Genomic DNA, 25,698 nt, shown 5'->3' with positions numbered 1-25,698 from the left:
ACTGGCCGCAGGGGGCCCGGCCGGGACGCCGTGCCCGCCCGGGCCTGACGACCGGTGCAGGCTCGGAGGCGGCGATGCCGCAGATGCTGGTGGACGGGCGCACGCTCGCGCTCTCGCACCTGGACAAGGTCTACTTCCCGCGGACCGGCACCCTCAAGGGCGAGGTGCTGCGCTACTACGCGGCCGTCCACACCGCACTGCTGCCGCACCTGCGCGACCGGCCGGTGTCGTTCCTGCGCTGCCCGGACGGCGTGGCGGGCGAGGTGTTCATCGCCAAGAACCCGCCCGCCGGGACGCCCCGCTGGGTGCGCACCGTCGAGGTGCCGAGCAGCGGCGGGGACCTCCGTCAGGTGGTGCTGGACGACGGGGCCGCGCTGCTCTGGGCGGCGAACCTGGGCTGCCTGGAACTGCACGTCCCTCAGTGGCACGCGGCAGAGCCCGGGAGGGCCGACCGGTTGGTGCTGGACCTCGACCCGGGCGCCGGAGCCACCGTCCTCACCTGCCGGACGGTGGCCGGGCTGCTGCGCGACCGCCTCGCGGAGGACGGGCTGGAGGCGTGGGTGAAGACCTCCGGCGGCAAGGGACTGCACCTGCTGGTGCCGCTGGAGCCGACGCCCAGTCAGCAGGTCTCCGGGTACGCCAAGGCGCTGGCGGCCGAGCTGGAGGCGGCCCACCCGGACCTGGTCGTGCACACCATGGCGAAGGCCCGGCGCACCAACCGGGTGCTGGTCGACTGGTCGCAGAACGCCGCCCGGAAGACCACCGCCGCTCCGTACACCGTCCGGGCGCAGGACCGGCCGACGGTGTCGACGCCGCTGACCTGGGAGGAGCTGGGACGGGCCCGGTCGGCGGAGGCGCTGGTGTTCACGATCGCCGAGGTGCCGGAGCGGCTGGCCCGGCTCGGGGACCTGTATGCACCGCTCCTCGACCCGGAGCGGGCCCGCCCGCTGCCGCGCGCCACCGCCGCCCCGGGACCGACCGGCCCCGCTTCCACCACCGCTTCCACCACCGCACCCGCGGCCGCCGCTTCCGCTTCGGCCCGGACGGTGCGCCGGCCCGCCGTGGCGGACCCCGCCGTCCTGGAGCCCCCGGTGGAGGTCATGCGCCCGGCCGCCGTCCCGGCCGTCCCGGCGGCGGACGGGCTGGGCGGTTCGGGCGTGCTGTACGAACTGAAGCTGGACGGCTTCCGCTGCGTGGCGTTCGCCCGCGGGGAGCGCGCGCCGTACCTGCAGACGCGTTCGGGCCGGGACCTCGCGGCCGACTTCCCGTCGATCGCCGCCGCCGTCGCCCGGCTGCCCGCCGGACTGGTGCTGGACGGGGAGCTGGTCGCCTGGCGCGGCGGCCGGTTCGCCTTCGAGGAACTGCTGCGGACCCGGCAGGCGCGGGCCTCGGAGGACGTGGCGCTCGGATTGGTCGCCTTCGACCTGCTGGCCCTGCCCGGCCGGGACGTCCGGCGGCTGCCGCTGACCGACCGGCGGCGGCTGCTGCTGGCCGCCCTGGCCGACGTGCCGCCGCCGGTCCAGCCGGTGCTGGCGACCACCGACCGGGCGGAGGCGCTGGCCTGGATGGAGCGGCTGGCCGACACGGGGGTGGAGGGGCTGGTCTGCAAGGCGGCCGGTTCGAGCTACCGGGCGCGGGGCGCGGGCCACGTCTGGGTCAAGTACCGGCGCGGCGACACCCTGGACGCGACGGTGCGCGCCGTGACCGGACCACCGGCCCGGCCGCGCGCGCTGGTCCTGGAGCTGGACGACGGACGGGTGCTGTTGTCGTCCCCGCCGCTGTCGCCGCTCCAGTCGCGCCGGGTGGCGGAGGCCGCGGCCGGCCTGCTGGGCCCCGCGGTGCACGATCCCCAGTACGGGGCCGTCCGGCCGCTGGCCACTCCGCTGCGGGCCGAGGTGACGGTCACCGGGCGGACGGCGACCGCGACCTTCGTGCGGTTGCGCGGGGACTGATCCGGGCCCGCCGAACGGCCCGTGACTACTCCGGCGTGGGCGGGGCGGGGCGTTCCGCGGCGGGCCGTTCCGTGGCGGGCAGTTCCGTGACCGGGCCGTCCGTGACCGGGCGTTCCGCGGCGGGCCGTTCCCCCGTGGCCGGGTGCCCGGCGGCGGTGTGGCGCGAGGGTTCGGGCGTGTGGGCGGTGGGCCACGGCGGGGGCGGGCCCTTGCCGGCGGGCGCGTGCGCGAACTCCGTCACCAGCACCTCCTCGAAGGCCGGCAGGTCGGCCGGTTTCCGGCCGGAGACCAGCACGCCGGGGCCGTCGCGGCAGACATGGACCGGTTCGTCGACCCAGTGGGCACCCGCGTTGACCAGGTCGGTGCGGATGCCGGGCCAGGACGTGAGCGTGCGTCCGCGCACCGCGTCCGCCTCGATCAGTGTCCACGCGCCGTGGCAGATCACCGCGACCGGCCGACCCTCGGCGCACAGGTCGCGGACGAATCCGACGGCGGCCCGGTCCAGCCGCAGCCGGTCGGGGCCGGCGACGCCGCCGGGCAGCACCAGTGCGTCGTAGTCTGCCGGGTCCGCCTCGCCGACCACGTCGTCGACAGGGAAGGTGTCCGCCCGCTCCAGCCCCCGGAGGGCCTGGACGCGCCCGGGACGGGTGGAGAGCAGCCGGGGCGTGCCGCCGGCCTCGGCGACCGCCTGCCAGGGAGAGGTCAGTTCCACCTGTTCGACACCCTCGGGCGCGACCAGGAACGCGACCGTCCGCCCGGTGAGGACGACGAAGGTCATCCGTCCCACCCCGCTCTCGTCAGCTCCGGTCCCGGAAGGGGCCCGGCGGCCCCGTACGGGCCGTTTCCGTCAGGGCCCGGGAGTACCGGTCCGGCGTTCGTCCTGCACGTAGTGGTCGGCCAGGGCCGCCCGGCCGTGCGCGGTCAGGCCGCCTCCGGTGTGGTCGACCGCGGCGGGCGGCGGGGCGGAGCGGATCCGGGCGCGTGGGCAGTCGAGGTGGACCACCAGCTCCAGGTGGTCGATCCGGGCCACGAGTCCGACCGGGACCAGCACGGGGGCGCCCGGCACCCACGGCCGGGTGTCCACCAGCAGATGGTCCCCGGCATCCTGCTCGACCCGGCCGAGCGGACCGTCGGTCGCCTCGACCTCGTAGCCGACCAGCGTCAGGTCGGTGCTGTGGTGGGAGCCCGGACGGTACTCCCACAGGTCGGTCGTCATCACGCCTCCGGGTCGTCCCAGGGCCGCCGTTCGCGGTGCTGCCGGTGCTCGCGATCCTGGCGGCGGTCACCGTGCGGGCGCCGGTCACGGCGGTCGCGGCGTTCTCGGCGGCGGCGGGAGCCGCCGCGGTCGTCGGGTCCACCGGCCCCCTTGGCGAAGTCCGGGCCGCCGGCGGGATACCGCCCACCGGGATCCCGGCCGCCCAGGTCCGGACCGCGCAGGTCCGGCCGGCGGGCCGAGTCGCCCAGGTCGTCCGCACCGCCCTGCTGGTGCCGGTGCTGGTGGTGCAGCAGCGCCGCGATGCCGGCCGCGAGGGCGACACTGCCCGCCCACAGCACCGCCACACCGATCAGCACGGCCGCCGTGGGCTTCCGCACCGCGATGCTGAGGCACACCGCGGACATCACCAGCCCCGTCATCGCCACCCCGGTCGGTACCCGGCGGGCGAGGCCGCGTACCGCACGCCGGCCGCGGCTCGGACGTTTGGCGCCCATCGTGCTCAGCCGCCGGTCGAGGCGGCTGTCCTGGCGCAGGTCGTCCTCGATCTCCTCAAGGAGACGTCGCTCCCGTCCGCTCAACGCGGGTCCGTCCATCTCGGTCACCTCCGGGCTTCCGGTGACGGTGTCCACTCCTCCGGGCGGATGCCCGGTCCGGTATGTGCTAACCGCTCCGGCCCCCGGGCGCGACGGCGACCGGGAGACGGCCGGCGCCGAACGCCCGGGGCCGGGCGAGCAGGCTGTCGTCCAGCACGCGCAACAGGGCGACGGCGTCGCGGTGCACCTCGGCCGCGCCCGCCGCCCGCAGCTCCGGGGCGGTCGCGCCGCCGCCCCGTACGGCGACACAGGGCACTCCGGCCCGGCGCGCCGACCGCACTTCGGGAACGCTTCCGGCGACGAACACCGCGTGGGACGGCATGCCGCCCACCAGACCGAGCCCGGCTCCGAGCGGATCGGACCCCGGCGCGGTCACCGTGAGTACCGGTGCGCCGACCGGTCCGGGGGCGGTGAGGACCACCGTCCAGCCCCGCGCGGCGCACTCGCGCAACAGTTCGGCGGAGCCGGGCGACGCACCGCGCCAGTCGGTCCCGAAGAGTGCCGCCGAGATGACCGTCATGGCTCACCGATCCCGTTCCGCACCGCGTACCGGCGCGCCCTTCCAGACTAGGCCCGCACCCCCTGCCTCCGCCCGGCGCGACGGCGTCCGCGCAGCTCGGGGCGGGACCGGAGCGGTGGCGCCGCCAGTTGGACCGGGACGGGAGCACGGGGCCGGCCTCCGCCGCGGCGCGCAGCGCGCCCGTGCGCTCACCCGGAGTGATCGCGGCCACGGGGACGGGCAGTCCGACGGGCGAGCGGCCGGGCGGTCGGGCGGGCGGAGCGCGCGGGTCGGTGGCGAGGCAGCGCGGGCGGTGTTGCCGAGCAGCCCTCGCCGGCCCGGTCGACAGCGGCGAAGGCGGCGGCGTCCCCGCTCCTCCGGCCGACGGCGCGTCGGTGGTGCGGAGCGGGTGCCGGAAGGCGAGGTCCGGGTCGGCCGGGGACGACGGCGCGACGCGGCGCGCGGGCGTGCCACGATCGGGGCATGCGCGACCTCGTCACCGTCCACACCGCCCGGTTGGACCGCACGGCCCGGGAGGCGGTCCGGGGCCTGCTGTCCGAGGAGTTCGACGACCTCGCCGAGGAGGACTGGGAGCACGGACTCGGCGGCCTGCACGCGCTCGTCCGGGAGGGCGGCCTGCTGGTCGGCCACGCGTCCGTGGTCCAGCGCCGGATGCTGCACGGCGGGCGCGCGCTGCGCACCGGCTACGTGGAGAACGTCGTGGTCCGGGCCGACCGGCGCGGGCGCGGCCACGGCGCGGCACTGATGACGGCGTTGGAGGAGGTGATCCGAGGCGGGTACGAGCTGGGGGCGCTCTGCGCGGCGGACGACGCGGCGCGGTTCTACGCCGCGCGCGGGTGGCTGCCGTGGCGAGGTCCGCTCGCCGTGCTCGCTCCGCGGGGCCCGGTACCGACCCCGGAGGAGGAGGGCGCGGTGTTCGTGCTGCCGGGGGCGGCTCCGCCGGACCTCGGCGGGCGGTTGGCCTGCGACTGGCGCGACGGCGACGTCTGGTGACCGGCTCCCGTCCGGTGGCCGCCGGGGCCGGACGGGAGCCCGCGGACCCACCGGCTCCGGCCCGGCCGGAGCCGGGGTGACGGGCTCGGGCCGGGCAGGGCCGGAGCAGGGATCAGATGCGGGCCAGGTACCCGTTGTCGACGAGCCAGAGCACGTTCGGCCTGGACGGGCCGTTCGGCACCAGCGCGGCGTCGAGCTGGTACCGGAAGCCGTAGCCGGGCTGGCCGAACCAGGGCGCGATCGGGCCGGCGTGCACCTTGAACGGCTTCAGGACACAGTGGTCCTCCAAATGTAGTTTCTGCTTGTGGACAAGGAGCTGATCGGCCGAGTGAAGCAAGGCCAGTTCAACGGCATGAACTGGGCCGGTCTCACCCGACTTTCAACCGAAGAGGTAGAAGGGGAGCTCCCAGGCTCCGAAGAGCCGGGCAAGATCCCGTACCTTACGGGGAGGGACATCAAGAGCACCGACGAACACGAAAGAGACGATCGAGAGTACGTCGAGAGGCGTGGTGGAAAGTACGTCTGGACTTATCGAGAGCCGGACACCTCCGCATGGAAGCGGCGCCGAGTGAAACTGCCCGACGGGACTTACATCCATCGCGTAATTCGACCCGTCCTGGACAACGCTCTGGAAAATCTCAGAGCCCGCCGAGCACCCAATGGCGAACGGCTTGACGGGTTGATAGTTGTTGACCTTGATCGCCTGACACGCGACCCGCGCCGCCTAGAAGACTGTATCGACGTCGTTGAACGTTACGGAATTCCAATCATCGACATCAGTGGATCTCTTGATCTCTTGACTGATAAGAGACCCCATGGCCTACCGCGTCCGACCGGAAGCCAGCGCCGCCGCCCTCCAGGCCGAAGAAGGCGAAGCCGCCTACCTCGTCCAGCGCCTCTACACCCACGAGAGCAGCGGCACCCGCGCCCGCTACACCGCACTCCTGCCCATGGAAGAAGTCACCGGCACACTGCGCCCGCATGCCCCATCCCGACGAGCGTGCTGCCCTCCACGTCCCGGAGAACACCCCACCGCTCACCTCCCGGCGCGTGACCAGAACCCAGGCCGACGCCACACCGCTCACGATCACCCACCGCCCCGTTGTCCGGTAGCCGGTAGCCGACGCACGCATAGCGAGGCTGTATCCGGGGCGATCGCCCCCGGCCACCGCCCTGGAGGATGCTCAGACCGATCCGCGTCTTGGTATCGCCGTCCCCCGTCTCGGTGATCGGGCACGGCGGACACGCGTCGGCGGCCGGGGTATCGGCGGGCACCGCGCCAGTGGCGGAGGTCGGGGTGACACCCGCGAGTACCGCCAGAAGCAGACCCCCGGCGGGCAGCAGATGCCCGGCCGGCGGTTTGAAATTTCCCGGCCCCCACGGATGTTGATCACGGCACGACCCGAGGGTCCCGTGAACATCCCACCCATGTCGGAGAAATGCCCCTTAGGGTGACTTGGTCACCGTAAGTCCAATGACTCTACGATTAAACGACTCCCGTCGGGCCATTTGTGTACGTGTACTTCATTTCGGGGTGATTGGCGCCTGATTTCATCAATCAATTCATATCGGCACGAACCATGCATTTAAAATTCCTTGCGGTATCTACCCCTTCGGGCGGTCGTCGCATAGAGTTCAGGGTGGCACTCGATACGTGCCACGTCGGAAAACCTGTAAGTAAGTGGAGGGGTCAATGCTTCAGGTCATGAAGAAGGTAATTCGGGCAGGGGGCGCCGCCACTCTGGGGGCGACTCTCGTCTCCGCCACCCTGGTCGGAGCGGCCAACCCGGCCTCGGCCGAGACCACGGCCACGCGGACGCAGGTCACCGCCCAGAGCAGCAGTGCTCAGCTCGCCGGGCTCACGGTCGCCGGGCAGCACTACCAGAACGCGAACAGCGGAAAGTGTCTGGTCGTGCAGGGGAGTACCTACGGCAACGGTGCCTTCCAGTACACCTGCGACGACTTTGACGACCAGAAGTGGACCGTCCGCTGGGTCACCCAAACGAAGGCCCAGATCGGCAAGGTCGGCACCAACCTGTGCCTGGTCGTGCAGGGTCAGAGCAACGGCAGCGGAGCCTTCCAGTACGGCTGCGACAGCCGGTTCAACGACCAGCTCTGGTACACCTACAGGGACAGCGCCGGCCGGTATCAGTTCGAGAACGCGAACAGCAACGGGAAGTGCCTGGTCGTGCAGGGTATGGGCCTCGGCAACGCTGCCTTCCAGTACGATTGCGTCAACACCTTCGAGGCAGCCAAGGACCAGTGGTGGGTGGTGTACTGAACCCGCCTGGTTGATCGCGCGCGGACCTAGATGACGAGGGCTGCTGCGGTGCTCGCACCGAGGTGGATCCAGTCGCACTCATCGTAGCGCTGAGGCCTGCACTGGCTGGTGCAGGCCTCAGTCGTGCGCCTGCACGTCAGGCGGACCGTCATGTCGGTGGCAAGGCGTGTACTCCGCGCCATGGGCACCCTTCGGCTCGAATCACGGTCCGAAGCTGCCGGGTCGCACCCCAGCCTGCCTTCGTACCGCCGACCGACTTGTTGTTGTCGAATACTTTCTTCACTCACTCAAGGGCGGCGCACAGCGCCGCCGGTCGCCCCCGGCGCCCCGGCCGGGCATGCGGCCTGACGGCCGGTCCCGGCCGGACACCAGGACGCCCGACGGCGCACGACCCGCCTCAGCGCTCAGTCATCGACAGAGCGCCCCTCAGGGCTGTCACACACCGCACGGCCCGACACCTGCCGCTCCGTCATCCGGTAGAGCGCACTGCGCAGCTTCCTCGCCCCCGACAGCGTGCCCCTCAGGTACACGACCCCACGCCCGTCGTCCGACCACCCCGCCTGAGCCCGCACCTGATCATCACCGTGCAGCCCCAACCCGGCCGGCACCGTGTTCAACTCGCCAGCCGCCGCCCGCGCCTCCAACCACGCCGCCTCATTTCCGGTGCGCTTGTCGCCGATCAGCTCGCGGCCGACCGGGCCCCTGGTCGGGAGGTCGGCGGGACCGAGCCGGGGGTCCCCGTGGCGGTCGGCCTCCGAGCACTCGTTCGAGGGAGTCGTCGCGGCCGCCCGGGCGGCGAGCACGTCGGGGGCCGAATCGGCGGCCGCCGGGATGCTCGGGACTAGCGGGGCCACGACCGCGGCGAGCGGTGCGGCGAACAGGCGAAGGCGCACGAGGTCTCCGTCGTGAAAGCCGCCGGGTGGGTCGGTGGTCCGGTGGTCCGGTGGCCGATGGCCGGCGGCCGTTCGGCGCCGGCCGGGACCGGCCGGTGACGGACGGTGGCAGGCCGCAGGGCGCGACCGGCCGGATCCTCCCGGACACCGGGCGATCAGTCACCCTCCGTGTCCGGGCCGCGACCCAGGCAAGCGGATCACCTGACCCCGCGTCAACACACCGGGCCCGCAGTGCCGTCGATTCCCCCGGATTCGGCCAACCTGCGCACGCCGGCCACCGGGGGCGCGCAGACTGGAGGGTCACGCCCCCTCCCGTCGCGGTCTCCGCCGCGCGGCGGCCGGAGCGGACCGGCGGCGCGAGTCCTCGCGGCGGGACCTGGCGGTCAGCCCCGGCTGCTCGGCGCCAGCCGACCGAGCAGATGGAGCAGCCGGTCCAGCGCGTCGCGGGAGTTGGGCTCGGTCAGGTTGACCATCAGACGGAACGCCACCTTCAGCACGGCCGGGTTGCCGAGTCCGGCGGCCCCGGCCGCGCCGAGCAGCCGGGGGCGGCCCAGGGCCTCGGCGACGAGCCTGCCGAGCGCGAAGTAGCCGTCATAGGCGGCGCGCAGCGCCTGCGGATAGGCGCGCAGGGCGAGTTCGCGCCCCCGGTCGGTGCGCCGCGCCAGCGCCTGGACGACCGTCTCGGCGGCGAAGCGGCCGGACTCCATCGCGTAGGCGATCCCCTCGCCGGTGGCCGGGCTGACCGTTCCGCCCGCGTCGCCGACCAGCAGGAGTCCGTCGGCGTAGTGGGGCTGGCGGTTGAGCCCCATCGGGAGGGCGGAACCGCGGACGGGCTCGGTGACCCCCTCGGGGGTGTAGCCGTACTCGGGCGGCAGGTCGGCGCACCAGCGGCGGAGCAGCTCGCGCCAGTCCACCTCACCGGCCACGGCGCCGGTGTCGAGCACCCCCAGGCCGACGTTGGCGGTCCCGTCGCCCATCCCGAACACCCAGCCGTAGCCGGGCAGCAGGCGCCGTGCAGGGTCGCCGGGGTCGCGCAGGTCGAGCCACGCCTCCAGGTAGCGGTCCTCGTGGCGCGGGGTGGTGAAGTAGGTCCGGTACGCGACGCCCATCGCACGGTCGGTCCGGCGGTAGCGCTTCATCGCGAGCGAGAGCCGGGTGGAGTTGCCGTCGGCCGCGACCACCAGCGGCGCGCGGTAGACGACCGGGCGGCGTTCCTCGCCCAGCCGGGCGGTGACACCGGTGATCCGGCCGGACCGCTCGTCGATCATCGGGCCCGACACGTTGGCGCGTTCGACCAGCCGGGCACCGGCCGAGGACGCGCGGCGGGCGAGCAGCTCGTCGAAGTCCGCGCGGCGCCGGACCAGCCCGAAGCCGGGGAAGGCGGACAGCTCGGGCCAGTCCAGCTCCAGCCGGCGCCCGCCGGCGACCAGCCGCAGGCCGCGGTTGTGCAACCAGCCGGCCGACTCGGAGACGTCGATGCCCAGATCGACCAACTGCCGTACCGCACGCGGGGTCAGGCCGTCGCCGCAGACCTTCTCGCGGGGGAACGACGACTTCTCCAGCAGCAGCACGTCCAGCCCGGTGCGGGCCAGGTGGTAGGCGGCGGTGGAACCGGCCGGACCCGCGCCGACGACGATCACGTCGGCGCTGTCGACGTCCGGACCGTCGGGGCCGGCACCCTCCGCTGTGTCCCGGTCCCGGTCGGGACCGGCCGCGTCGGGACCGGCCGTCGCCGGGGCGGTGCCCGGGCGGCCGGTGCCCGGGCGGGCGGGGTCGGTGGACGGCTGCTGTGCTGGGCCGGGCATTCGGCGCTCCCACGGGTGTCGGTCGGTCGGTTCGGCGGCGGACTCGGCGGTCTCAGACGATATGGACACTGTCCACCGCGCCGCGCCCCGACACGCGGACCCGTTCCGACGACCGGTGGGGACCGGCCGTCGGGATGCCCCCGGGGGCGGACCCGGAACGCCGCCGCGCCCGCCGCCGGGTTCCGCTACCGGACTCCGCTGCCGGGTTGTGCCGTCGGAAGCCGCCGTCGACGACGGCGCCGGAGAACACCCCCTTCCGGATGTTCCACTTGGTCAGGGCCCGGTCGTACTCGCCGTTCCGGATCAGCCGGTCCACCGTCTTCACCAGGACGTCCCGCAAGGCGGTTCGTCCTGGCCGGTGCCGTGCCGGACGGCCACCGCGCGGCCGGAGAGCTCTCCGGGGCGGAGAGGTCCAGCGGGTTGCCCGCCTTGACCACCATCGAGGTGCCGGTCGCGAGGTGGTCGACGAAGTCGACGGCCGCGTCGGCCCGGCAGCCGTCCTCGGCGGCCCCGAGCCGGCGCTGCCGGGTGTCGACGACGGCGGACATCGCCAGGTCCGGGTGCCCTGTCCGGACGGCCGGAATCAGCCGGTCGAAGGGCAGGTCGGTGAACGCGACCCGCAGGCCGAGGTGGCGCCCGATCGCCCGGGCGAGCTCCGGATCGAGCCCGGCGGGGTCGCCGGGCGGGTCCTTGAAGTCGTCGCCGGGGCACACGACGCGGGCGGGCCGGCGACCGCTCCCGGTCGCCGGCCCGCCCGGTCCGTCCTGCTCCCCCGCGGCCGCGGGGCCGTGTCAGGGATTGATCGCCAGCACCACGTAGGCCGCCAGGATCGCCAGGTGCACCCCGCCCTGGAGCGGTGTCGCCCGGCGCGGCATGACCGTCAGGGTGCCGACGATCAGGGTCAGCACGAGCAGCACCAGGTGCGAGGAGTCGAGGCCGAGCACCAGCGGGCCGGTGAGCCAGATCGAGGCGATCGCCACCGCCGGGATGGTCAGGCCGATGCTGGCGAGCGCCGAGCCGAGCGCGAGGTTGAGACTGGTCTGCACCCGGTTGCGGACCGCCGACCGGATCGCCGCGATGGTCTCCGGCAGCAGCACGAGCAGGGCGATCACGACACCGACCACCGAGGCGGGCAGCCCCGCGGAGTCCACGGCCGACTCGATGGTCGGCGAGACGCCCTTCGCCAGGCCGACCACCGCGATCAGCGCCACCCCCAGCAGCATCAGGCTGGTCACGGTCGCACGGACGGTCGGCGGCGCGGCGTGGTCCTCCTCGTCCAGCACCTTGCCCTCCGGCGTGACCGGCAGGAAGTAGTCCCGGTGCCGGACCGTCAGGGTGGCCACGAACAGCCCGTAGAGCAGGAACGACGCCGCTGCGGCGAAGGCCAGCTGGGCGGGCGCGAACTGCGGGCCCGGCGAGCTGGTGGTGAAGGTCGGCAGGACGAGGCTCAGCGCGGCCAGGGTGCCGATGGTGGCGAGCGCCGCGCCCGTCCCCTCGGCGTTGAACACCGCCACCCGGTACTTGAGGGCCGCCACCAGGAGTGACAGACCGAAGATGCCGTTGCAGGTGATCATCACCGCGGCGAACACGGTGTCGCGGGCCAGCGTCGCGGCCTTGTCACCGCCGTCCGCCATCAGCGTCACGATCAGCGCCACCTCGATGACCGTGACCGCCACCGCCAGCACCAGTGAGCCGTACGGCTCCCCCACGCGGTGGGCGACCACCTCGGCGTGGTGCACGGCGGCGAGCACGGCGCCCGCCAGGAAGCAGGACACCAGGGCCACCACCCAGCCGGGCAGATCGCGGTGCCAGGTCAGGACGAGAACGAGGAAAGCCGCCGCTGGGACGGCGGTGGTCCACTGGGTGGCGGCCGATCGGAGCTTGGTGAACATGCGGCCGAGCATCGCATCCCGGAGTGCTCGCGGCCGGGTGACACCGCCGGGGAGGGCGAGGATGTGGCCCACCTCATGTACCGGAACCGCCCTGGTCAGCGTACTCGGCGAGGTAGCCGAGGACCTTGGCGACATGCGGCTTCACCCGCTCGGGGACGCCCCCGGCGTCGGCGACGGTCTTGTCGCTCGTCCGGTAGCCGGCCGCCACCAGGGCGGGCAGGCCGGTGGTGAAGCCGCGCTGTTTGAACCGCTGGTCGAGCCAGCAGACGTAGTTGCCCATCGAGGCGATCGCGTCGGCAGGATCGAGGTGGTTCTTCACGCCGTCGTGGTCGCCGTCCTGCGCCCAGGCGTTGAAGACGGCCGGCGTCCACATGGCGACGCCGTACTCCCCCGTCGCGGGGCGGGCGGCGGCCGGGTCGAAGCCGGATTCCGCCTTGAGCATCGCGGCCAGCAGGACCGGGGTGATCTCGGGTTCGGGACAGCGGCGGGCGGCGTCGTCGATCGGGCCGCGCAGTGCGGCCGGCACGTCGGCGCCGGGCGGGATCGCGCCGGGCAGCGGGGCCGTGACCGCCGACCCTGCCGCGGACCCCGGCCGGGGGACGGCCGGCTCCGGGGAGCCGGAGAGGGCGAGCAGGGCGCCGGCCGCCGCGAGCAGTGGGGCCACCACCGCGCGACGGCGCCGACGCCCGTTGGCGGCCGTCCCCGGCGGGGCGGGGTCCGGGGAGCCGGGGTCCGGGGAGGCCGGTGGTCCGGCGGCTCCCTGCGGGGCGGCCTCCCGGAGGGCCGTGGCGAGGAGGGCCGCGAGGTCGACCTCCGAGCGCCGCGCGCGGTCGGCCGCCAGGCAGGCGGTGACCAGGGGCCGCCACGGCGCGGGGAGCGCCCCGTCGAGGCGGAGCGGGGCGGTGCCGCGCGCGTAGGCGAGGGCGGCCAGCGAACGGGCCCGCGCGGTCGCGCCGAGGAAGGGGTGCAGACCGGTGAGCACCTGGTGGGCGAGGACGCCGAACGCCCAGAGGTCGGCACTCGGCCGGAGTGCGACCCCGCGGGCTCCGGTCCGCTGCGACCACCACTCCGGCGGGACGTGGTCGGGCGAGCCGAGCGGCGGGGCGTAGGCGTGGGTGCCCTCCAGTTCGGCGGTGAGGCCGAAGTCCGCGAGCTTGGCGGTGCCGTCGGGCATCAGCAGGACGTTGCCCGGCTTGAGGTCTCCGTGGACCCAGCCGACGGCGTGCATGTGGGTGAGGCCGGCCCCGACCTCGGCGAGGATCCGTTCGGCGCCGGGGACGGCCCCGGGCGGGCCCGCCGAGGCGAGGACGTCCTGGAGACTGCGGTCCGCGCGTTCCATCACCAGGGCCACCGCTCCGTCCAGGCCGGGGTGGGCCCGGTCCCGGACGGTGACGACGGCGAGGGTGCGGATCAGGTGGGGGTGATCGGCGAGGCGGCTGAACCGCATCTCGCTGCGGGCGACCTGCTCCATGGTGCGGCGCTGGCCGGGGCTGAGCAGTGCGGGACGGAGGAACTTGACGGCGGCGTCCGGAGGTTCGGCCGACCCGGGAGCCGACCCGGGGGCGGTCCCGTCCTTGCGGGCCGCGTAGACGCTGCCCCACGCACCGGCCCCGATCGGCTCGCCGACCAGGTACCCGGCGACGGGGTAGCCCGGCGGCACCTCGAACACCGGCTCGCCGACCGCCTGTTCGTCCGTTCCGGCCGTGGCCACCTCGACCGCCGCCCGTCCGCCCGCCGCCCGTCCGCCCGCAGGTGCGGCACCGGCCGGTGCCCCGGCCGGATCGCCCGGGACCGGCTCGGCCGCGCGGGCCCGGTCGAGCGGTTCCACGGCGGGTCAGCCGGTGCGCCGCGGCGGGAGCAGCGTCAGGTGCTCCTCCCGTACGAGGTCGAACTTGAGGGCCAGTGCCACCAGTTCCTCCCGCTTGCCACCGGCGCCGCCCTCGCCCGGACCGTCCTCCGGCGCTTCGCGGAGCCGGAGCTTGCTCGCCACCAGGTAGTCGATGTGGTAGTTGACGGCCGAGCGGGTGAGCCCCGCACAGGCCGGCAGGGCACGCAGCCGGGCCACCACCTCGGTCGCGCCGGGGACGGCGGCGGCGGACGGCGAGCGCAGCCGCGGTTCGCAGAGGGCGAGCAGGACGAGGAAGTACTTCGAGGTCGGGTCGAGGGCGAACGGGCTGACCGTCCGCTCGCCGCCCGCGCCCGCCGGCGAGCCCGGCACGCCGTCCAGGTAGGCGTGCTGGGGGGCGAAGACCTTGAAGGCGACCGGTTCGCCGAGAGCCGGCAGGAGGATCCGGGAGAACTCGAACGGAACCGGTGCGCCGAGCCGTCCGGGAGCGACCTTGACGTGCTCGCCGGCCCCTTCGAGGTTCTCGACGACATAGGTCGCGGTGGCGCTGAAGTTGGAGAGCCGCCAGTAGTCCTCGGCCGCGGTGATCTCGCCGGCGCGGCGCGAGACGCCCTGATCGGCGATCGGCACGCCGATCGGGCGTCCGGGCTCGCCACGCCCGAACTCGACGGCTTCGCCGGGGCCGAGGTGCAGCAGCGCGGGGCGCCGGGGCGGGGCGGTGCGCGGTGGCCGGGTCAGCCGGGCGAAGCGGCGGTCGGGCGGTACCGGCGGGCGGGGGTCGGGAAGTTGCACGATGACCGTGTCCATGCAGGTCACCTCCGTGGGTCGGCTCGATCGTAGCCGTCCGAACGGCCCCGCGCCGGTCCGCCACCCGTACGAGTGAACGCCGTGTCGGAGGGCGCCAGTTGGGTGGTGCGAGCCAGAGGTGTGCGCCTCCTCCGCAGGAGGGAGGAGGGTTCTCCTCCGGCCGGCCGGCGGACCGGGGCCGACCGGCCGGGAGACCCGGCCGATCGGCCCGCCGATCGGGCCGGTCGGCCGAGGGACACGCCGACCGCGGACTGTCAGGGTTTCGCCATGGACATCAACAACTCCCCCTCCCTCCCGCCGGGTTCGCCGTCGGACCCGGGCCGCCGGGCCCTGCTCGGCGCGTCGGCGGCCGGGCTGGTGGCAGCCGCCGCCGGCCTCGGGGCCGCCGGGCAGGCCCAGGCCGCACCCGCCGAGCGGCGCAGGCCGCGCCGGTTCGAGGACCGGTCGGTACTGATCACCGGCGCCACCTCGGGCATCGGCCGGGCCGCCGCCCTCGCGTTCGCGGCGGAAGGCGCCCGGGTCGGCTTCTGCGGCCGGCGCGTCGAGGCGGGCCGCCGCGTCGAGCAGGAGATCCGCCACGCCGGGGGCGAGGCCACCTACTTCCCGGCCGACGTACGCGATCCGGCCCAGGTCGAGCGGTTCACCGACCAGGTGGCCGCCCGGTACGGCGGTCCGGACATCGCGGTCAACAACGCCGGTATCGGCAGCGGCAAGCAGCTCCACGAGCTCACCGTCGCCGAGTGGGACGACGTGCAGGACACCAACGCCCGGGGCGTCTTCCTCGCGGTCAAGTACCAGGTCCCGTACATGCTGCGGGCCGGACACGGGGTGATCGTCTGCACCTCCTCCGCCTCCGCCGAACGGGCCCGGCCGAACGGCGCGGCCTACTCGGCGAGCAAGCGGGCGGTCCAGGGCATCGTGATGTCCGCCGCGCTCGCGTACGGCGCGCAGGGCATCCGGATCAACGCGATCCTCCCGGGCACCACGGACACCGCGTTCGTGCGACCGCCGGGCGTGCCGGACGCGGACTGGGCCCGGTTCAAGCAGGCTTTCGGGCCGCTGAACGTCGAGGGGCTGGAGCGGATGGCCGAACCGGAGGAGATCGCCCGGGCCGTCCTGGCGCTCGCCTCGGACGACTTCTCCTACCAGACGGGCACCTCGGTCCTGGTGGACGGCGGGGCGTCGGCCGGACGCCGGATGGTGCTGCCGCCGACCACCTGACGGTAGTCGTGACGTCACCGGCATGATTGCGGAATGTAGTTGAACGGTCACCTTGGGTGTGATGCAACACACACGGGGCATGTCCACGATCTGTGCAAGACTCGTCCCACAGAGTGAGATTCCCTTTCATTCCAAGGAGGTTCATATCATGCGCGCTCGTATCGCAGCTCTGATAGTGGCGGCGGCAGGGATCACTGTGGCGACGATCCTCCCGGCCTCGGCTGCGGCAACGACCGGCGACGCCGCGGGAGCGGCCTGCACGACCCTCGTCAACCACCCGTGCGTATGGCAGGAGAAGGACGGCGGAGGGATCGTCGGTGTGGCCCAGGTGTCGGCCGACCCGGCACAGCTGACGGTCGTCCAGGTCGAGGTCCGCACCCAGCGCGCCTGGGGCAGCCCGTGGGTGACGGTCGCGTCCGCGACCACCGTCACCCACGGGTTCGCCAGGGCCGTGACGCCCCGCGTGGTCACCGACGACCTCAAGCTCATCTGCGCCACCGGCGGCCCCGCCCTGGACGCGGCGCAGCGGGTGACCACCTGTACCGGCCCGTTCTGACGCCCCGTCCGCGCCGGAAGGGTTCATGAGCCGGGGCCCCGCGCCCCTGCCCAGGGCCGGCCGCCGGTCCCGCAACCGGCGGCCGGCCCGTCCCGCGCGCCGCCCGGGTCACGAGCCTGCCGACAATGCGCCATCCTCGCTCCGAAAAGCCGCCCGCCACGCACAACCCTCCTCGGAGCATGGGATTTTGCACTACCTTGGTATTGCGTGGAGCGGGGCGGGCCGCCCACCCGACAGGTGTGCGCCCGAGCGGCCGCGCCTGCCGCTGCACCGTGTTCCGCCCCGCCGCCGAAGCACCGACGGGGAGGAAGGGGGAGCGCGTCCATGCCCGACGGAAGCGCCCGATCGACCGGGGCCGCCGATGGCCACCTCATCACCACGACCGCGCCGCGCGGCGACACTCCGGCCGGGGGCGGCACCGGCCCCGGCCTCGCACCGCCGCGCGGGCGACTGGCCGGCCGCCGCGCCACCGTCGACGCCGTCCTGCGCAACTCGCCGCTCCAGCCGCTGTTCCGGCTCGCGGCCACCCGCCGGCTCGCGGTGCTCGCCTACCACGGCGTGGACGACCCGCAGGTCTTCACGCTCCAGATGGAGCGTCTGGTCCGGATCGCCCGTCCCGTCTCGCTGCCCTCCGTCGTGCAGGCCGTCCGGACCGGTCGGCGGCTGCCGGCCCGCAGCGTACTGGTCACCTTCGACGACGGCGACCGCACCGTGCTCTCCGAGGGGCTGCCCGTCCTGACCCGCCTGGGCATCCCCGCGGCGGCGTTCGTGGTGACCGACCTCGTCGACGGCGACCGGCCGTTCTGGTGGACCGAGGCCGCGTTCCTCGCCGCGCACGGCGGCACCGCCCACCGGCTGGCCGACTGCCCGCCGGGCGCGGTGGTCCGCCGGATGAAGTCCCTCGCCGACCACGACCGTCGCGCCGCCCTCGCCGAACTCCGCGAGACCGCCACCGAGCCCGCACCCCGCCAGGAACAGCTCACCCGCGAGGACCTCCGGACGCTGCGCCGGCACGGCGTGGAGATCGGCAACCACAGCGCGGGCCACGCGTGTCTGGACCGGTGCGACGACGACACCGTCCGCGACGAGATCGCCCGCGCCCACGACACGCTCACCGGCTGGCTGGACGGCGAGCCGCCGACCGCCTTCGCCTACCCCAACGGCAACGTCGACCCGCGGGCCGACGCGGAACTCCGGCGCCTCGGCTACCACGTCGGCTTCCTCTTCGACCACCGGCAGGACCGGCTGCTCCCGCCGAACCCGCTGCGCATCAGCCGTCTGCGGGTCAACTCCACCACCGGCCGGGACCGCTTCGACACCATCCTCTCCGGCCTCCACCCCACCGTCCACCACCTCCGTGGCGGTGCCTGAGCGGGGCCCGGACCTCACCGGTGGTGGTGGACCCGGACGGCCTGCGCCGAACGCCGCCACCGGGCGACCGGATTCCGGGAGAATGCGGACCGGCCCGCGACCGGCCGCCGACCGGCGGTGCACCGGGGGCGGGAGAGGCGTGGGGGGCTGGAGACGTGGGGACGAGGCACACCGATGCGGCGGGTTCGTTGCCGGCCGTTCCAGAACAGGCCGGGTCGGTGCCGGCCGGAGCGCAGTCGGCCGGAGCGAGGCCGGTCCGGTACCGGACGGCCGCCCTTCCGCCGGAGGTCGTCGACGGATGGCGGGAGTTGGCAGCCGGTGAACCCGGCGGATCCTGGTTCACCACGCCGGAATGGGCACTCGCCTGGTGGGAGACGGTCGGCGCGCGCGAGGGCGCGGGGTCGGAGGCGGGCGAGATCGTGGTCTGGCGGGAGCCGGACGGCCGGGTGTCGGCGGTCGTTCCGCTGCTGCGGACCACCCGGCGGCTCCACCCGCGGGCACCGGTCGCCGTCCCGTGCCTGACGGTCCTCGGTTCCGGCCCGGGCGCCGCGGACCACTGCGGGTTCGCGGTCGCACCGGAGCGCCGGGCCGACGTGGCCGACTGGCTGGCCCGGCGCGGCCGGCGCCGCAGCCTGCTGCTCACCGACCTCGACCCGGACCAGGCGGACCTGCTGCCGCCGGGCGCGGTCGAGATCGGCCGCACCCCCTGCCCGCGCGCCGATCTGACGGCGGGGCCGGACGCGCTGGGCTCACGCCAGTTCCGGGCCGACCTGCGCCGCTACGGCCGGAAGCTGGCCGCCGAGGGGATCACCTTCCGGTGGGTGCCGCCGGCCATCGCGGAAGCCGAACTCGCCGAACGGTTCGACCTGTTGAAGGCGGCGGTGCGGCTGCACCGGCTGCGCCGGGCCGCGCTCGGCAAGCCGACCACCTTCGACGCCGCCCGGGCGCCGCTGCACGTCCGGGTGATCGAGCGGGCCGCCGCGACCGGCCGCGGCGACGGCCCCGCCTTCCTGGTCGCCGAACGGGAGGGCGAGGTGGTGGGCGTGCTCTACGGCTTCCAGTGGAAGCGCACCTTCTCCTACTACCAGATCGGCTGGGACCAGACCTGGGCGCCGCAGCGGCTCGGCACCGCGGTGATCGCCGAGGCGATCCGGGCCGCGGCCGGACGGCGGCTGTCCACCTTCGACTTCCTGCGGGGCACCGAGCCCTACAAGTACCGCTTCGACGCGGTCGACCGGGAGGACATCTCCTGGCTGGTGCCGCACGGCGCCTCGGGCGCGCTGCTCGGACTCAAGTACCGGTCGAAGGGCGCCCGTTCGACCTGATGAGACCCCAGTTCTGTGCAGCGGGGTCGGACTACCGCCGGCCCTCCAGCCAGCCGGCGAACGCGTCCAGGGCGGGGCCCGGGTCACGCCGGCCGAGGCCGATCCGGAACCGGTCGGTGGGCGTCGGGGCCAGGTCGGAGCGGTAGATGGAGGCGGGCAGCAGCAGGACCCCCGCTTCCTCGACCAGCCCGGTGCAGAACGCCTCGACGCCGTCCCGGCCGAGGTAGCGCGGGTAGGCGACGCAGCCGCCGTCCGGGGTGCGCCACTCGAAGAGGTCCGCGAAGCGCGCGAAAAACGCGTCGAAGAGCGGGAGGTTGGCGTCGATGACGGCCCGGTTGCGGCTCAGGATCCCCTCGCGGGCGTTGATCGCGATCCGGGCCAGGATCTCGCTGGGGGCGGAGTTGCAGATCGTGGTGTAGTGCTTGGCGCGCTCCAGTCGGGAGCGCAACTCGCGGTTGCGGCAGGCGATCCAGCCGATCCGCAGGCCGGGCAGGCCGAGCGACTTGGAGGTGACGTTGAGCGAGAGGGCCCGCTCGGAGAGGTCCGCGGCCTGCGGCAGTGTGCGGGCCCGGTCACGCTCCAGGCCCCGGTAGACCTCGTCGCTGAAGAGGTGGATTCCGCGCTCGTCGCAGAGTTCGGACAGCCGGACGAAGTCGGCGGCGCCGATGACCTTCCCGGTGGGGTTGTTCGGGAAGTTCACCGAGACCACACGGGTGTTGGGGCGCAGCGCGGCGGTGAGCCCGTCGAGGTCGAGCGCCCAGTCCCGGTCGGGGTCGAGGGCGACGCCGGTGACCTCGCAGAGGGAGAGCGGCACGGTCTCGGCGGACTGGTAGTTGGGGGTGAGGACGACGGCGTGGTCGCCGGGGCCGAGCAGCACCTGCATGGCGAGGTTGAGGGCCTCCTGGGCGCCGCCGAAGCAGATGACGTCGTCGGCGTCCACCCGGTCGTACATGCCGGCGATCGCGTGCCGGAGCGCCGGGTCGCCGAAGGTCTCGGTGTAGCCGAGGGTGAGGGACTCCCAGGCGTGGCGGTCCTCGGGGCCCGCCAGGGCGAGGAGTTCGGACATCGCCATGGTCTGCGCGTCGGAGGCGGTGAGGTGGTGGCGGGCGGTGAACTCCCAGCGGGAGAAGTAGGTTTCCAGCCGGAAGTCGGGCAGCTCGGTCATCTCTCGGTCCTCGGTGCTCGGTTCTTCGATGTGGGGTTGCCCGGTGCGCGGTCCGCCGGTCGGGGATCCGGCGCCGGTTCGGGGACGGGGGCGGGCTCGGGGGCGGACCCGTCGCGGAGTTCGGCGAGCAGGGTGTAGACGGTGGACCGCGACACCTTGAGCGCGGTGGCGACGGCCGGCACGGCCCGGCGGACGGCGAGCACTCCGGCCTGGTCGAGTTCGCGGAGCACGGCGAGCCGGTCCTCGCGGCCGAGCCGCTCCGGGGGCCGGCCGTGGGCCCGGACGTAGCCTCCGATGACGTCGTTCATCCGCTCGGTCCAGTCGTGCTCGAAGAGCGGTTCCGGGCGTGGGGCCGTGGGGGCGGCGAAGCCGGCCAGGAGGGCGGCGGCGTGTTCGAGCGGTCCGCGGTCGAGGTTGACGCAGAGGACGGCGGCGGGGCGTCCGTCGTCGTCGCGGAGCACCGCGCTGACCGAGGAGAGCCGGCGGCCGTCGGGCAGCAGTTTCGGGTAGGGGCCGTAGACGTCCGGGGCGGACTGGTCCAGGGAGTCGAGTTCGCCGAGCAGGGACGGGTCACCGGGGGCGCGGCCGCCCATCGGGTTCCAGACGGCGAGCACCTCGTCCCGGACGGCGTCGTGCAGCACCACCTCGGCGTAGGGCCCGAGCAGCAGGGCCACCGCCCGGCAGACGGGCTCCCAGGTGCGGGCGCGCCGGTCGGGGGTCTCTGGGGTCATGTTCGGACTGTACGTCCAGACTGGACGTTTCGTCCAGCAGTGGCGCGGGCCGGCGCGACGACGGGCCCGCCCCCGGTCGGAGGCGGGCCCGTCGCGGAGAGGCGGTCAGTCGCAGCTGATCAGCAGGCCGAGGGTGGCCCGGCAGGTGCGGGCGGCCGCGTCGTTGGCGGGCGCGGTGTCGACCGGGGCGCCGGCCGTGCGGGTGGTGGTGACGGTGAACGTCCGGCCGAGGTTGAGCAGGCCGACCTGGACGGTGAAGTGGCGCGTGACGGAGGCGCCGACGGCCAGCGGCTGGGTGAGGGCGCAGGTGAGCTTGGAGGCCACGATGGTGCAGTCGCCGCTGTACGAGCCGAAACCGGCGGGCAGCGACGAGGTCACGGTGGCGGCGGTGACCTGGCCCGGACCGTTGTTGGTGAGGGTCAGGGTGTAGTCCACCCGGCCGCCGAACAGCCCGGGCACCGGGGTGGCGGCGAGCGCGACGCCGAGGTCGGCGGCGGGCGCCTGGTACTCGAACCGGCCGGCCGTCACGACCGCACTGGTGCCGCCGGGCGTGGTCACCCGGACGTCCACCGTCCCGGCGGCGGCCGAGGCGGGCGCGGTGGCCGTGCACGCGGTGTCGGTGCAGGAGAAGGAGGCCGCGTTCCCGGCGGCGCCGAAGCCGACCGCGGTGGCGCCCGACAGGTCGGTGCCGGTGACGGTGACGACCGTGCCACCGGCCTGCGGACCGCTCGCCGGGCTGATCCCGGTGACCACCGGAACCGGCAGCGGGAAGCCGAGGACGGTCACCGTGTCGCCGCCGAAGTCGGCGAGGTAGCCGCGCCGGCCGTCGGGGGCGAGCGCCAGGGTGAAGGGGTTCGCCCCGACCGGGACGGTGGCGGTCACGGCGCCGCTCGCGGCGTCCAGAACGCTGAGCGTGGAGTCGGCGTAGTTGGAGGCGTACACGGACCGGCCGTCGGGGGCGACGGTCACGGCGTACGGGTTGGCCCCGACCTGCACGGTGGCGGTGACGGTGTTGGTGGCGGTGGACAGCACGCTGACGGTGGAGTCTCCACCGTTCGCCGTCCAGAGCCTGGATCCGTCCGGGGCGAGCGCCAGGCCGAAGACGCCGTGGCCGACGGGGACGGTGGCGCTCACCGTGCGGGTGGCGGTGTCGATGACGTCGACCTGCTGGGCGCCGGACGCGGCGACGTAGACGTGCGCGCCGTCGGGGGCGACGGCGACCCCGTGCGGCTCGGCGCCGACCGGCACGGTCGCGACGACGGCGTTGGTGGCGGTGGACAGCACGCTCACCGTGCCGGCGTCCGCGTTGCTGACGTACGCGTGCGCGCCGTCGGGGGCGACGGCGACCCCGAAGGCGCCGGCGCCGACGGGGACGGTGGCGGTCACCGCGGCCGTGGCGGTGTCCACCACGCTGACCGTGCCGTCGAGGTGGTGGGTGAGGTAGGCGTGCCCGCCGTCCGGGGCGAACGCGACCGCGTAGGAGCCGGTGCCGGCGGTGACGGTGCCGGTCACCGCGCCACCGGCGGTGTCCAGGACCGTCACGACGCCGCTGCTCTGGCTGGTCACGTAGGCCCGCCCGCCGCCCGGGGCGACCGCGACGCCCGCCGGGTAGGGCGCGACGGCCACCGTGGCCGTCACGGCGGGCGGCGGCGCGGCCGCGGCGGCGGTGCCGGGCTGGACCAGCAGGGCGGCCGTGGCGGCGGCGGTGGCCGTCACGGCCGTCCAGTAGCGGCGCGGGGCCGGGCGTTGTCTCACGGAAGATCTCCAGACTCGTCGAATCGGTGCACGTCACAGCGGTGCTCGTCCCGGCCGCGCCCGTCACGCGGCGCGGTCACGCCGGTGCGCGTCACGGTGGCGCCGGTGGCGGCGTTGCCTGTCACGGCAGCGCTCGTCACGGCGGTACCGGGCGGGCCGCCCGTCGGGCGGCCCGGGGGGACGCCCGGACCGCCCGAAGCGTAGAAGGCCGACTGACTGAGCGTCAGGAGATGACTGCGATTGTCTTGAAATATTCAAACTCGGTCAGTCGGTCGTCACCCGAACTTTCCGCGGAGGCCCGGCCACCCCCCCGCCTCCGGGCCGGACGTGAAACTATTGACATGAAAACTATCGTCCGACATTCGATAGTTTGCGGCGGACTAGACTCGCCGGAGAGCACCAGCCCGTGGACACCGGAGAGGAACGGCAGCGATGACCGAGGAAGGACGGCCGGAGGTCCCCACCCGGACCCTCGTCGAGGGCATGGTCCGCGCGGACGGCACCGTCGACGCGGGCGAGCTCTACGCGGTGGCGGGCGAGCTCGGCATGACCGACCAGCAGGTCCGCCTCTGCATCAAGCGGATGGCCGCCGACGGGCTGCTCGTCCAGGAGGGGCGCGGCCGCCGGGCCGTCCTGCGGGAGACCGACCGGGCCCGGCGCGCGGCCGAACCCGAGGTCGACTTCGTCCGCCACATGTACGCCCAGGACGCCGGGCTCGCACCGTGGGACGGCCGGTGGCACCTCGCCGCCTTCGCCGTCCCCGAGTCCGCCCGTGCCGCCCGCGACGCGCTGCGCGAGTTCCTGGTCCGGCTCGGCGGCGCGGCCGTCCAGGGCGGCGTCTACGCCGGCGCCAACAGGTGGGAGCCGTACGTCGAGGCCGAGGCCGAACGGCTCGGCGTCGGGCACTGCGTCACCCTGCTCACCAGCACCGACCTGCGGGTCGGCGGCGAGAGCGACCCCCTCCGCCTGGCCCGTCGGCTCTGGCCGCTCGACGAACTCGCCGACGGCCACCGGCGCCTGGCCGCCGTCGCCGCAGACCGTCTGGCCCGGCTCACCGGCCGCTCCCCCGCCCCCACCCGGGTCGAACGCCTCGCCGTCGCCCTGGAGCTCGCCGCCGAGTTCACCCGGGCCACCGCCGACGACCCGCTGCTGCCGCCCGAGCTCCTCCCCCGCCCCTGGCCCGGCGCCGAGGCCCGCGCCCTCACCGCCGACTGCTGGCGCCTGCTGCGCCGCGCCGAGCGCGACGACCCCGCCCCCGACCCCCGCTTCTTCCGGCGCTACGACGAGGCGATGACCGAGATCACCGGTGAGCCCCACGGCTCCTGACGGGTCGTCCGGCAGGTCGTCCGGCAGGTCGTCGGACTGATCGTCCGGCAGGCGTTCACGAGGCGGCGTCCGCCGGCGGGTCCGCTCCCCAGCCGTCGAGCAGGGCCCTCAGCCGCGACGCCGACTGGGCGCCCCGGTCCCCGGGGGTGTCGGTGGCCTCATCGCCCCCCGCGCCGCCCCGCACACCGCGCGTGCGGTCCTCGGCGGCGAGCCGGAGGATCCGGTCGGTGAGGTCCTTGACGACGACGGCGTAGCGGTCCGGATCGGTGTGGAAGGCGAAGGCCGCGGCGGGCAGCAGGACACCGGCGGTCCCGGGCACCGACTTCGGGATCGGCGACCGGCGCAGCAGGGCGTCGGCGGCGGCGCGAAGGCCGGCGTCCACGCCCCGGGGGAAGAGATCGAGCAGGGTTCTGCCCCCGAGCGCAGTCAACGGGGCCGAGAGCAGGGCCCGGACGGTCGGCCGCAGTCCCTCGGGTGCCGGCCCGCTCCCGGCGGCGTGCTCGGCCCAGTGGGCCCGCAGCTCCACCGCCGCCTCCTCGCCCCCGGCCTCCGCCAGGGCGTCGGCCACCAGAGCCACCCGCACGCGGGGCACGGGGTAGCGCGGGCTCGGCGGCCCCTCCGGGGTGAGTGCCACGAAGTCCGCGAGGATGAAGGCGAACCCGGAGCCGGCGCACAGGGCTCCGTACAGGTCGGCGAAGACCTCCGGCAGCCGGTCGGTCCACCAGTCCGGGCCCTCCGCCGTCCGCCGCAGCACCTCGGACAGCTCGCCGGTGAGCCCGAACGCGTCCAGGACGCAGTGGCCGACCTCGTGGGCGGCCAGGACGGCCTCCGGCAGGTGCCGGGACTGGACGAACGGCAGCCCCACCAGCGCCACCGGCAGGGCGCGCAGCAGCTCGTCCACCCGCGCCTGCCGGTCCTCGGACACCAGGCGCGGCAGGGCGAACGGGACGGCGTGCGCCGTGAGGTGGACCAGCGGTGGTTCCACCGGGAGGATCTCCGCGCCCGGCACGGAGGAGGCAGCGGTGAGCGCGGGCCGGTAGCAGGACCAGACGAAGTCGTCCGCCAGCAGGAGGAAGTCCCCGAGCGACCGGTCGTGCCGCTGCGTGAGTGCGTCGCGCAGCCGCCACCACACCTCCTGGAGGAGGCCGAGTTCGGTGTCGGCCCGCCGGGTCTCCGCCTCCCGGACCCGGGCCAGCAGCGGGCGCAGCGCGGCGTCCACGGCGCGGACCTGGGTGTGGTGCTGCGGGAAGGGCGCTCCGGCGTCGCCCCGGCCGGCGCCGCCCCGAGCCGCACCGCCCTGACCGGCGCCTGCCTGACCGGCACCGCGCGCCCCGCTCGTGGGCCCGTCGGTGAGGGCGAGCCAGTGGTCGAGATCGGCCGCGAGCCCGTCGGCCCGGGCCAGCAGCGCCGCCCGTCGCCGCTCACCGGCGTTCACGGCCGCGCTCCGGCG

At 74.7% G+C, this 25,698-nt stretch carries 23 protein-coding genes and 2 pseudogenes; 10 read left to right on the top strand and 15 right to left on the bottom strand.

All coding sequences use genetic code 11. The features are described 5' to 3' along the window. Nucleotides 1–74: 74 nt before the first annotated feature. Both ligD and PUR61_RS26185 read left to right on the top strand, forming a co-directional pair. Nucleotides 75–953: pseudogene (ligD, locus tag PUR61_RS26190) on the top strand (non-homologous end-joining DNA ligase); the annotation flags it as partial. Nucleotides 954–1,100: 147 nt separating this feature from the next. Next, the gene (locus tag PUR61_RS26185; protein ID WP_329881873.1) at nt 1,101–1,952 is read left to right on the top strand and encodes an ATP-dependent DNA ligase; all 852 of its coding nucleotides are present in this window, start codon (nt 1,101–1,103) and stop codon (nt 1,950–1,952) included. 220 nt (nt 1,953–2,172) lie between these two features. On the opposite strand, the pseudogene PUR61_RS26180 reads toward PUR61_RS26185, so the two are convergent. The 4 genes and pseudogenes from PUR61_RS26180 to PUR61_RS26165 form a co-directional block, all read right to left on the bottom strand. Continuing rightward, a pseudogene (locus tag PUR61_RS26180) lies at nt 2,173–2,730 on the bottom strand (type 1 glutamine amidotransferase domain-containing protein); the annotation flags it as partial. A gap of 69 nt (nt 2,731–2,799) precedes the next feature. Then, the gene (locus PUR61_RS26175) at nt 2,800–3,168 is read right to left on the bottom strand and encodes a PRC-barrel domain containing protein (protein WP_329881857.1); all 369 of its coding nucleotides are present in this window, start codon (nt 3,166–3,168) and stop codon (nt 2,800–2,802) included. Beyond that, nucleotides 3,168–3,761 (bottom strand): DUF3040 domain-containing protein, encoded by a 594-nt coding sequence (locus PUR61_RS26170; RefSeq protein ID WP_329881856.1) that lies wholly within the window; start codon nt 3,759–3,761, stop codon nt 3,168–3,170. The genes PUR61_RS26175 and PUR61_RS26170 overlap by 1 nt, the downstream gene beginning before the upstream one ends. 67 nt (nt 3,762–3,828) lie before the next feature. Then, entirely contained in the window at nt 3,829–4,281 is a 453-nt protein-coding gene (locus PUR61_RS26165; protein ID WP_329881855.1) for a hypothetical protein, read from the bottom strand. Between the two features lie 462 nt (nt 4,282–4,743). Between PUR61_RS26165 and PUR61_RS26160 the strand changes: the two genes are divergently transcribed. Then, nucleotides 4,744–5,274 carry a GNAT family N-acetyltransferase gene (locus PUR61_RS26160; protein WP_329881854.1) on the top strand — a complete coding sequence of 177 codons (531 nt, stop codon included), beginning with the start codon at nt 4,744–4,746 and terminating at the stop codon, nt 5,272–5,274. A gap of 112 nt (nt 5,275–5,386) precedes the next feature. Here PUR61_RS26160 and PUR61_RS26155 read toward each other — a convergent pair whose 3' ends face one another. Further along, nucleotides 5,387–5,563, bottom strand: a complete 177-nt coding sequence (locus tag PUR61_RS26155; RefSeq protein WP_329881853.1) for a TNT domain-containing protein — start codon at nt 5,561–5,563, stop codon at nt 5,387–5,389. A gap of 63 nt (nt 5,564–5,626) precedes the next feature. Here PUR61_RS26155 and PUR61_RS26150 point away from each other — a divergent pair, with 63 nt between their 5' ends. Then, entirely contained in the window at nt 5,627–6,328 is a 702-nt protein-coding gene (locus PUR61_RS26150) for a recombinase family protein (protein ID WP_329881872.1), read from the top strand. Nucleotides 6,329–6,979: 651 nt separating this feature from the next. Then, a complete protein-coding gene (locus PUR61_RS26145) occupies nt 6,980–7,555 on the top strand; it encodes an RICIN domain-containing protein (RefSeq protein ID WP_329881852.1) in 576 nt (191 codons plus the stop codon). A 404-nt stretch (nt 7,556–7,959) separates the two neighbouring features. Here the strand turns inward: PUR61_RS26145 and PUR61_RS26140 are convergent, their stop codons facing one another. The 6 genes from PUR61_RS26140 to PUR61_RS26115 all read right to left on the bottom strand — a co-directional run bounded on the left by PUR61_RS26140 (nt 7,960) and on the right by PUR61_RS26115 (nt 14,798). Further along, nucleotides 7,960–8,448 carry a hypothetical protein gene (locus PUR61_RS26140; protein ID WP_329881851.1) on the bottom strand — a complete coding sequence of 163 codons (489 nt, stop codon included), beginning with the start codon at nt 8,446–8,448 and terminating at the stop codon, nt 7,960–7,962. 383 nt (nt 8,449–8,831) lie between these two features. After that, a complete protein-coding gene (locus PUR61_RS26135; protein ID WP_329881850.1) occupies nt 8,832–10,253 on the bottom strand; it encodes a geranylgeranyl reductase family protein in 1,422 nt (473 codons plus the stop codon). Nucleotides 10,254–10,438: 185 nt separating this feature from the next. Then, nucleotides 10,439–10,966, bottom strand: a complete 528-nt coding sequence (locus tag PUR61_RS26130) for a transporter substrate-binding domain-containing protein (protein WP_329881849.1) — start codon at nt 10,964–10,966, stop codon at nt 10,439–10,441. A gap of 78 nt (nt 10,967–11,044) precedes the next feature. Then, complete coding sequence (locus tag PUR61_RS26125) at nt 11,045–12,145, bottom strand: calcium:proton antiporter (protein ID WP_329881848.1); 1,101 nt, start codon at nt 12,143–12,145, stop codon at nt 11,045–11,047. Nucleotides 12,146–12,218: 73 nt separating this feature from the next. Then, the gene (locus PUR61_RS26120) at nt 12,219–13,973 is read right to left on the bottom strand and encodes a protein kinase domain-containing protein (protein ID WP_329881847.1); all 1,755 of its coding nucleotides are present in this window, start codon (nt 13,971–13,973) and stop codon (nt 12,219–12,221) included. A 6-nt stretch (nt 13,974–13,979) separates the two neighbouring features. After that, nucleotides 13,980–14,798: a serine/threonine protein kinase gene (locus PUR61_RS26115; protein ID WP_329881846.1), complete on the bottom strand. Its 819-nt coding sequence runs from the start codon at nt 14,796–14,798 to the stop codon at nt 13,980–13,982. A gap of 267 nt (nt 14,799–15,065) precedes the next feature. Here PUR61_RS26115 and PUR61_RS26110 point away from each other — a divergent pair, with 267 nt between their 5' ends. The 4 genes from PUR61_RS26110 (at nt 15,066) to PUR61_RS26095 (ending at nt 19,271) form a co-directional block, all read left to right on the top strand. After that, nucleotides 15,066–16,019, top strand: a complete 954-nt coding sequence (locus PUR61_RS26110; RefSeq protein WP_329881845.1) for an SDR family NAD(P)-dependent oxidoreductase — start codon at nt 15,066–15,068, stop codon at nt 16,017–16,019. 148 nt (nt 16,020–16,167) lie between these two features. Further along, nucleotides 16,168–16,575 carry a hypothetical protein gene (locus PUR61_RS26105; protein WP_329881844.1) on the top strand — a complete coding sequence of 136 codons (408 nt, stop codon included), beginning with the start codon at nt 16,168–16,170 and terminating at the stop codon, nt 16,573–16,575. Between the two features lie 324 nt (nt 16,576–16,899). Then, nucleotides 16,900–17,946: a polysaccharide deacetylase family protein gene (locus PUR61_RS26100; protein ID WP_329881843.1), complete on the top strand. Its 1,047-nt coding sequence runs from the start codon at nt 16,900–16,902 to the stop codon at nt 17,944–17,946. 308 nt (nt 17,947–18,254) lie between these two features. Next, nucleotides 18,255–19,271 (top strand): GNAT family N-acetyltransferase, encoded by a 1,017-nt coding sequence (locus tag PUR61_RS26095; protein ID WP_329881842.1) that lies wholly within the window; start codon nt 18,255–18,257, stop codon nt 19,269–19,271. Between the two features lie 31 nt (nt 19,272–19,302). Here PUR61_RS26095 and PUR61_RS26090 read toward each other — a convergent pair whose 3' ends face one another. The 3 genes from PUR61_RS26090 to PUR61_RS26080 all read right to left on the bottom strand — a co-directional run bounded on the left by PUR61_RS26090 (nt 19,303) and on the right by PUR61_RS26080 (nt 22,922). After that, entirely contained in the window at nt 19,303–20,436 is a 1,134-nt protein-coding gene (locus tag PUR61_RS26090) for an aminotransferase class I/II-fold pyridoxal phosphate-dependent enzyme (RefSeq protein WP_329881841.1), read from the bottom strand. Further along, on the bottom strand, nt 20,433–21,167 hold the full coding sequence (locus PUR61_RS26085; RefSeq protein WP_329881840.1) for a helix-turn-helix transcriptional regulator: 735 nt from the start codon (nt 21,165–21,167) through the stop codon (nt 20,433–20,435). The genes PUR61_RS26090 and PUR61_RS26085 overlap by 4 nt, the downstream gene beginning before the upstream one ends. Nucleotides 21,168–21,272: 105 nt before the next feature. Then, complete coding sequence (locus PUR61_RS26080; protein WP_329881839.1) at nt 21,273–22,922, bottom strand: YVTN family beta-propeller repeat protein; 1,650 nt, start codon at nt 22,920–22,922, stop codon at nt 21,273–21,275. A gap of 432 nt (nt 22,923–23,354) precedes the next feature. Here PUR61_RS26080 and PUR61_RS26075 point away from each other — a divergent pair, with 432 nt between their 5' ends. Continuing rightward, the gene (locus PUR61_RS26075) at nt 23,355–24,248 is read left to right on the top strand and encodes a PaaX family transcriptional regulator C-terminal domain-containing protein (protein WP_329881838.1); all 894 of its coding nucleotides are present in this window, start codon (nt 23,355–23,357) and stop codon (nt 24,246–24,248) included. 55 nt (nt 24,249–24,303) lie between these two features. On the opposite strand, the gene PUR61_RS26070 is transcribed toward PUR61_RS26075, so the two are convergent. After that, nucleotides 24,304–25,683, bottom strand: coding sequence for a hypothetical protein (locus tag PUR61_RS26070; protein WP_329881837.1), 1,380 nt, complete (start codon nt 25,681–25,683; stop codon nt 24,304–24,306). Nucleotides 25,684–25,698: the final 15 nt, after the last annotated feature.

Source organism: Streptomyces sp. BE20 (genome assembly GCF_036322525.1).
Lineage (GTDB): Bacteria > Actinomycetota > Actinomycetes > Streptomycetales > Streptomycetaceae > Kitasatospora.
The sequence above is the reverse complement of the archived record's forward strand: the minus strand, read 5'-3'. Positions and strand labels throughout refer to the sequence as shown.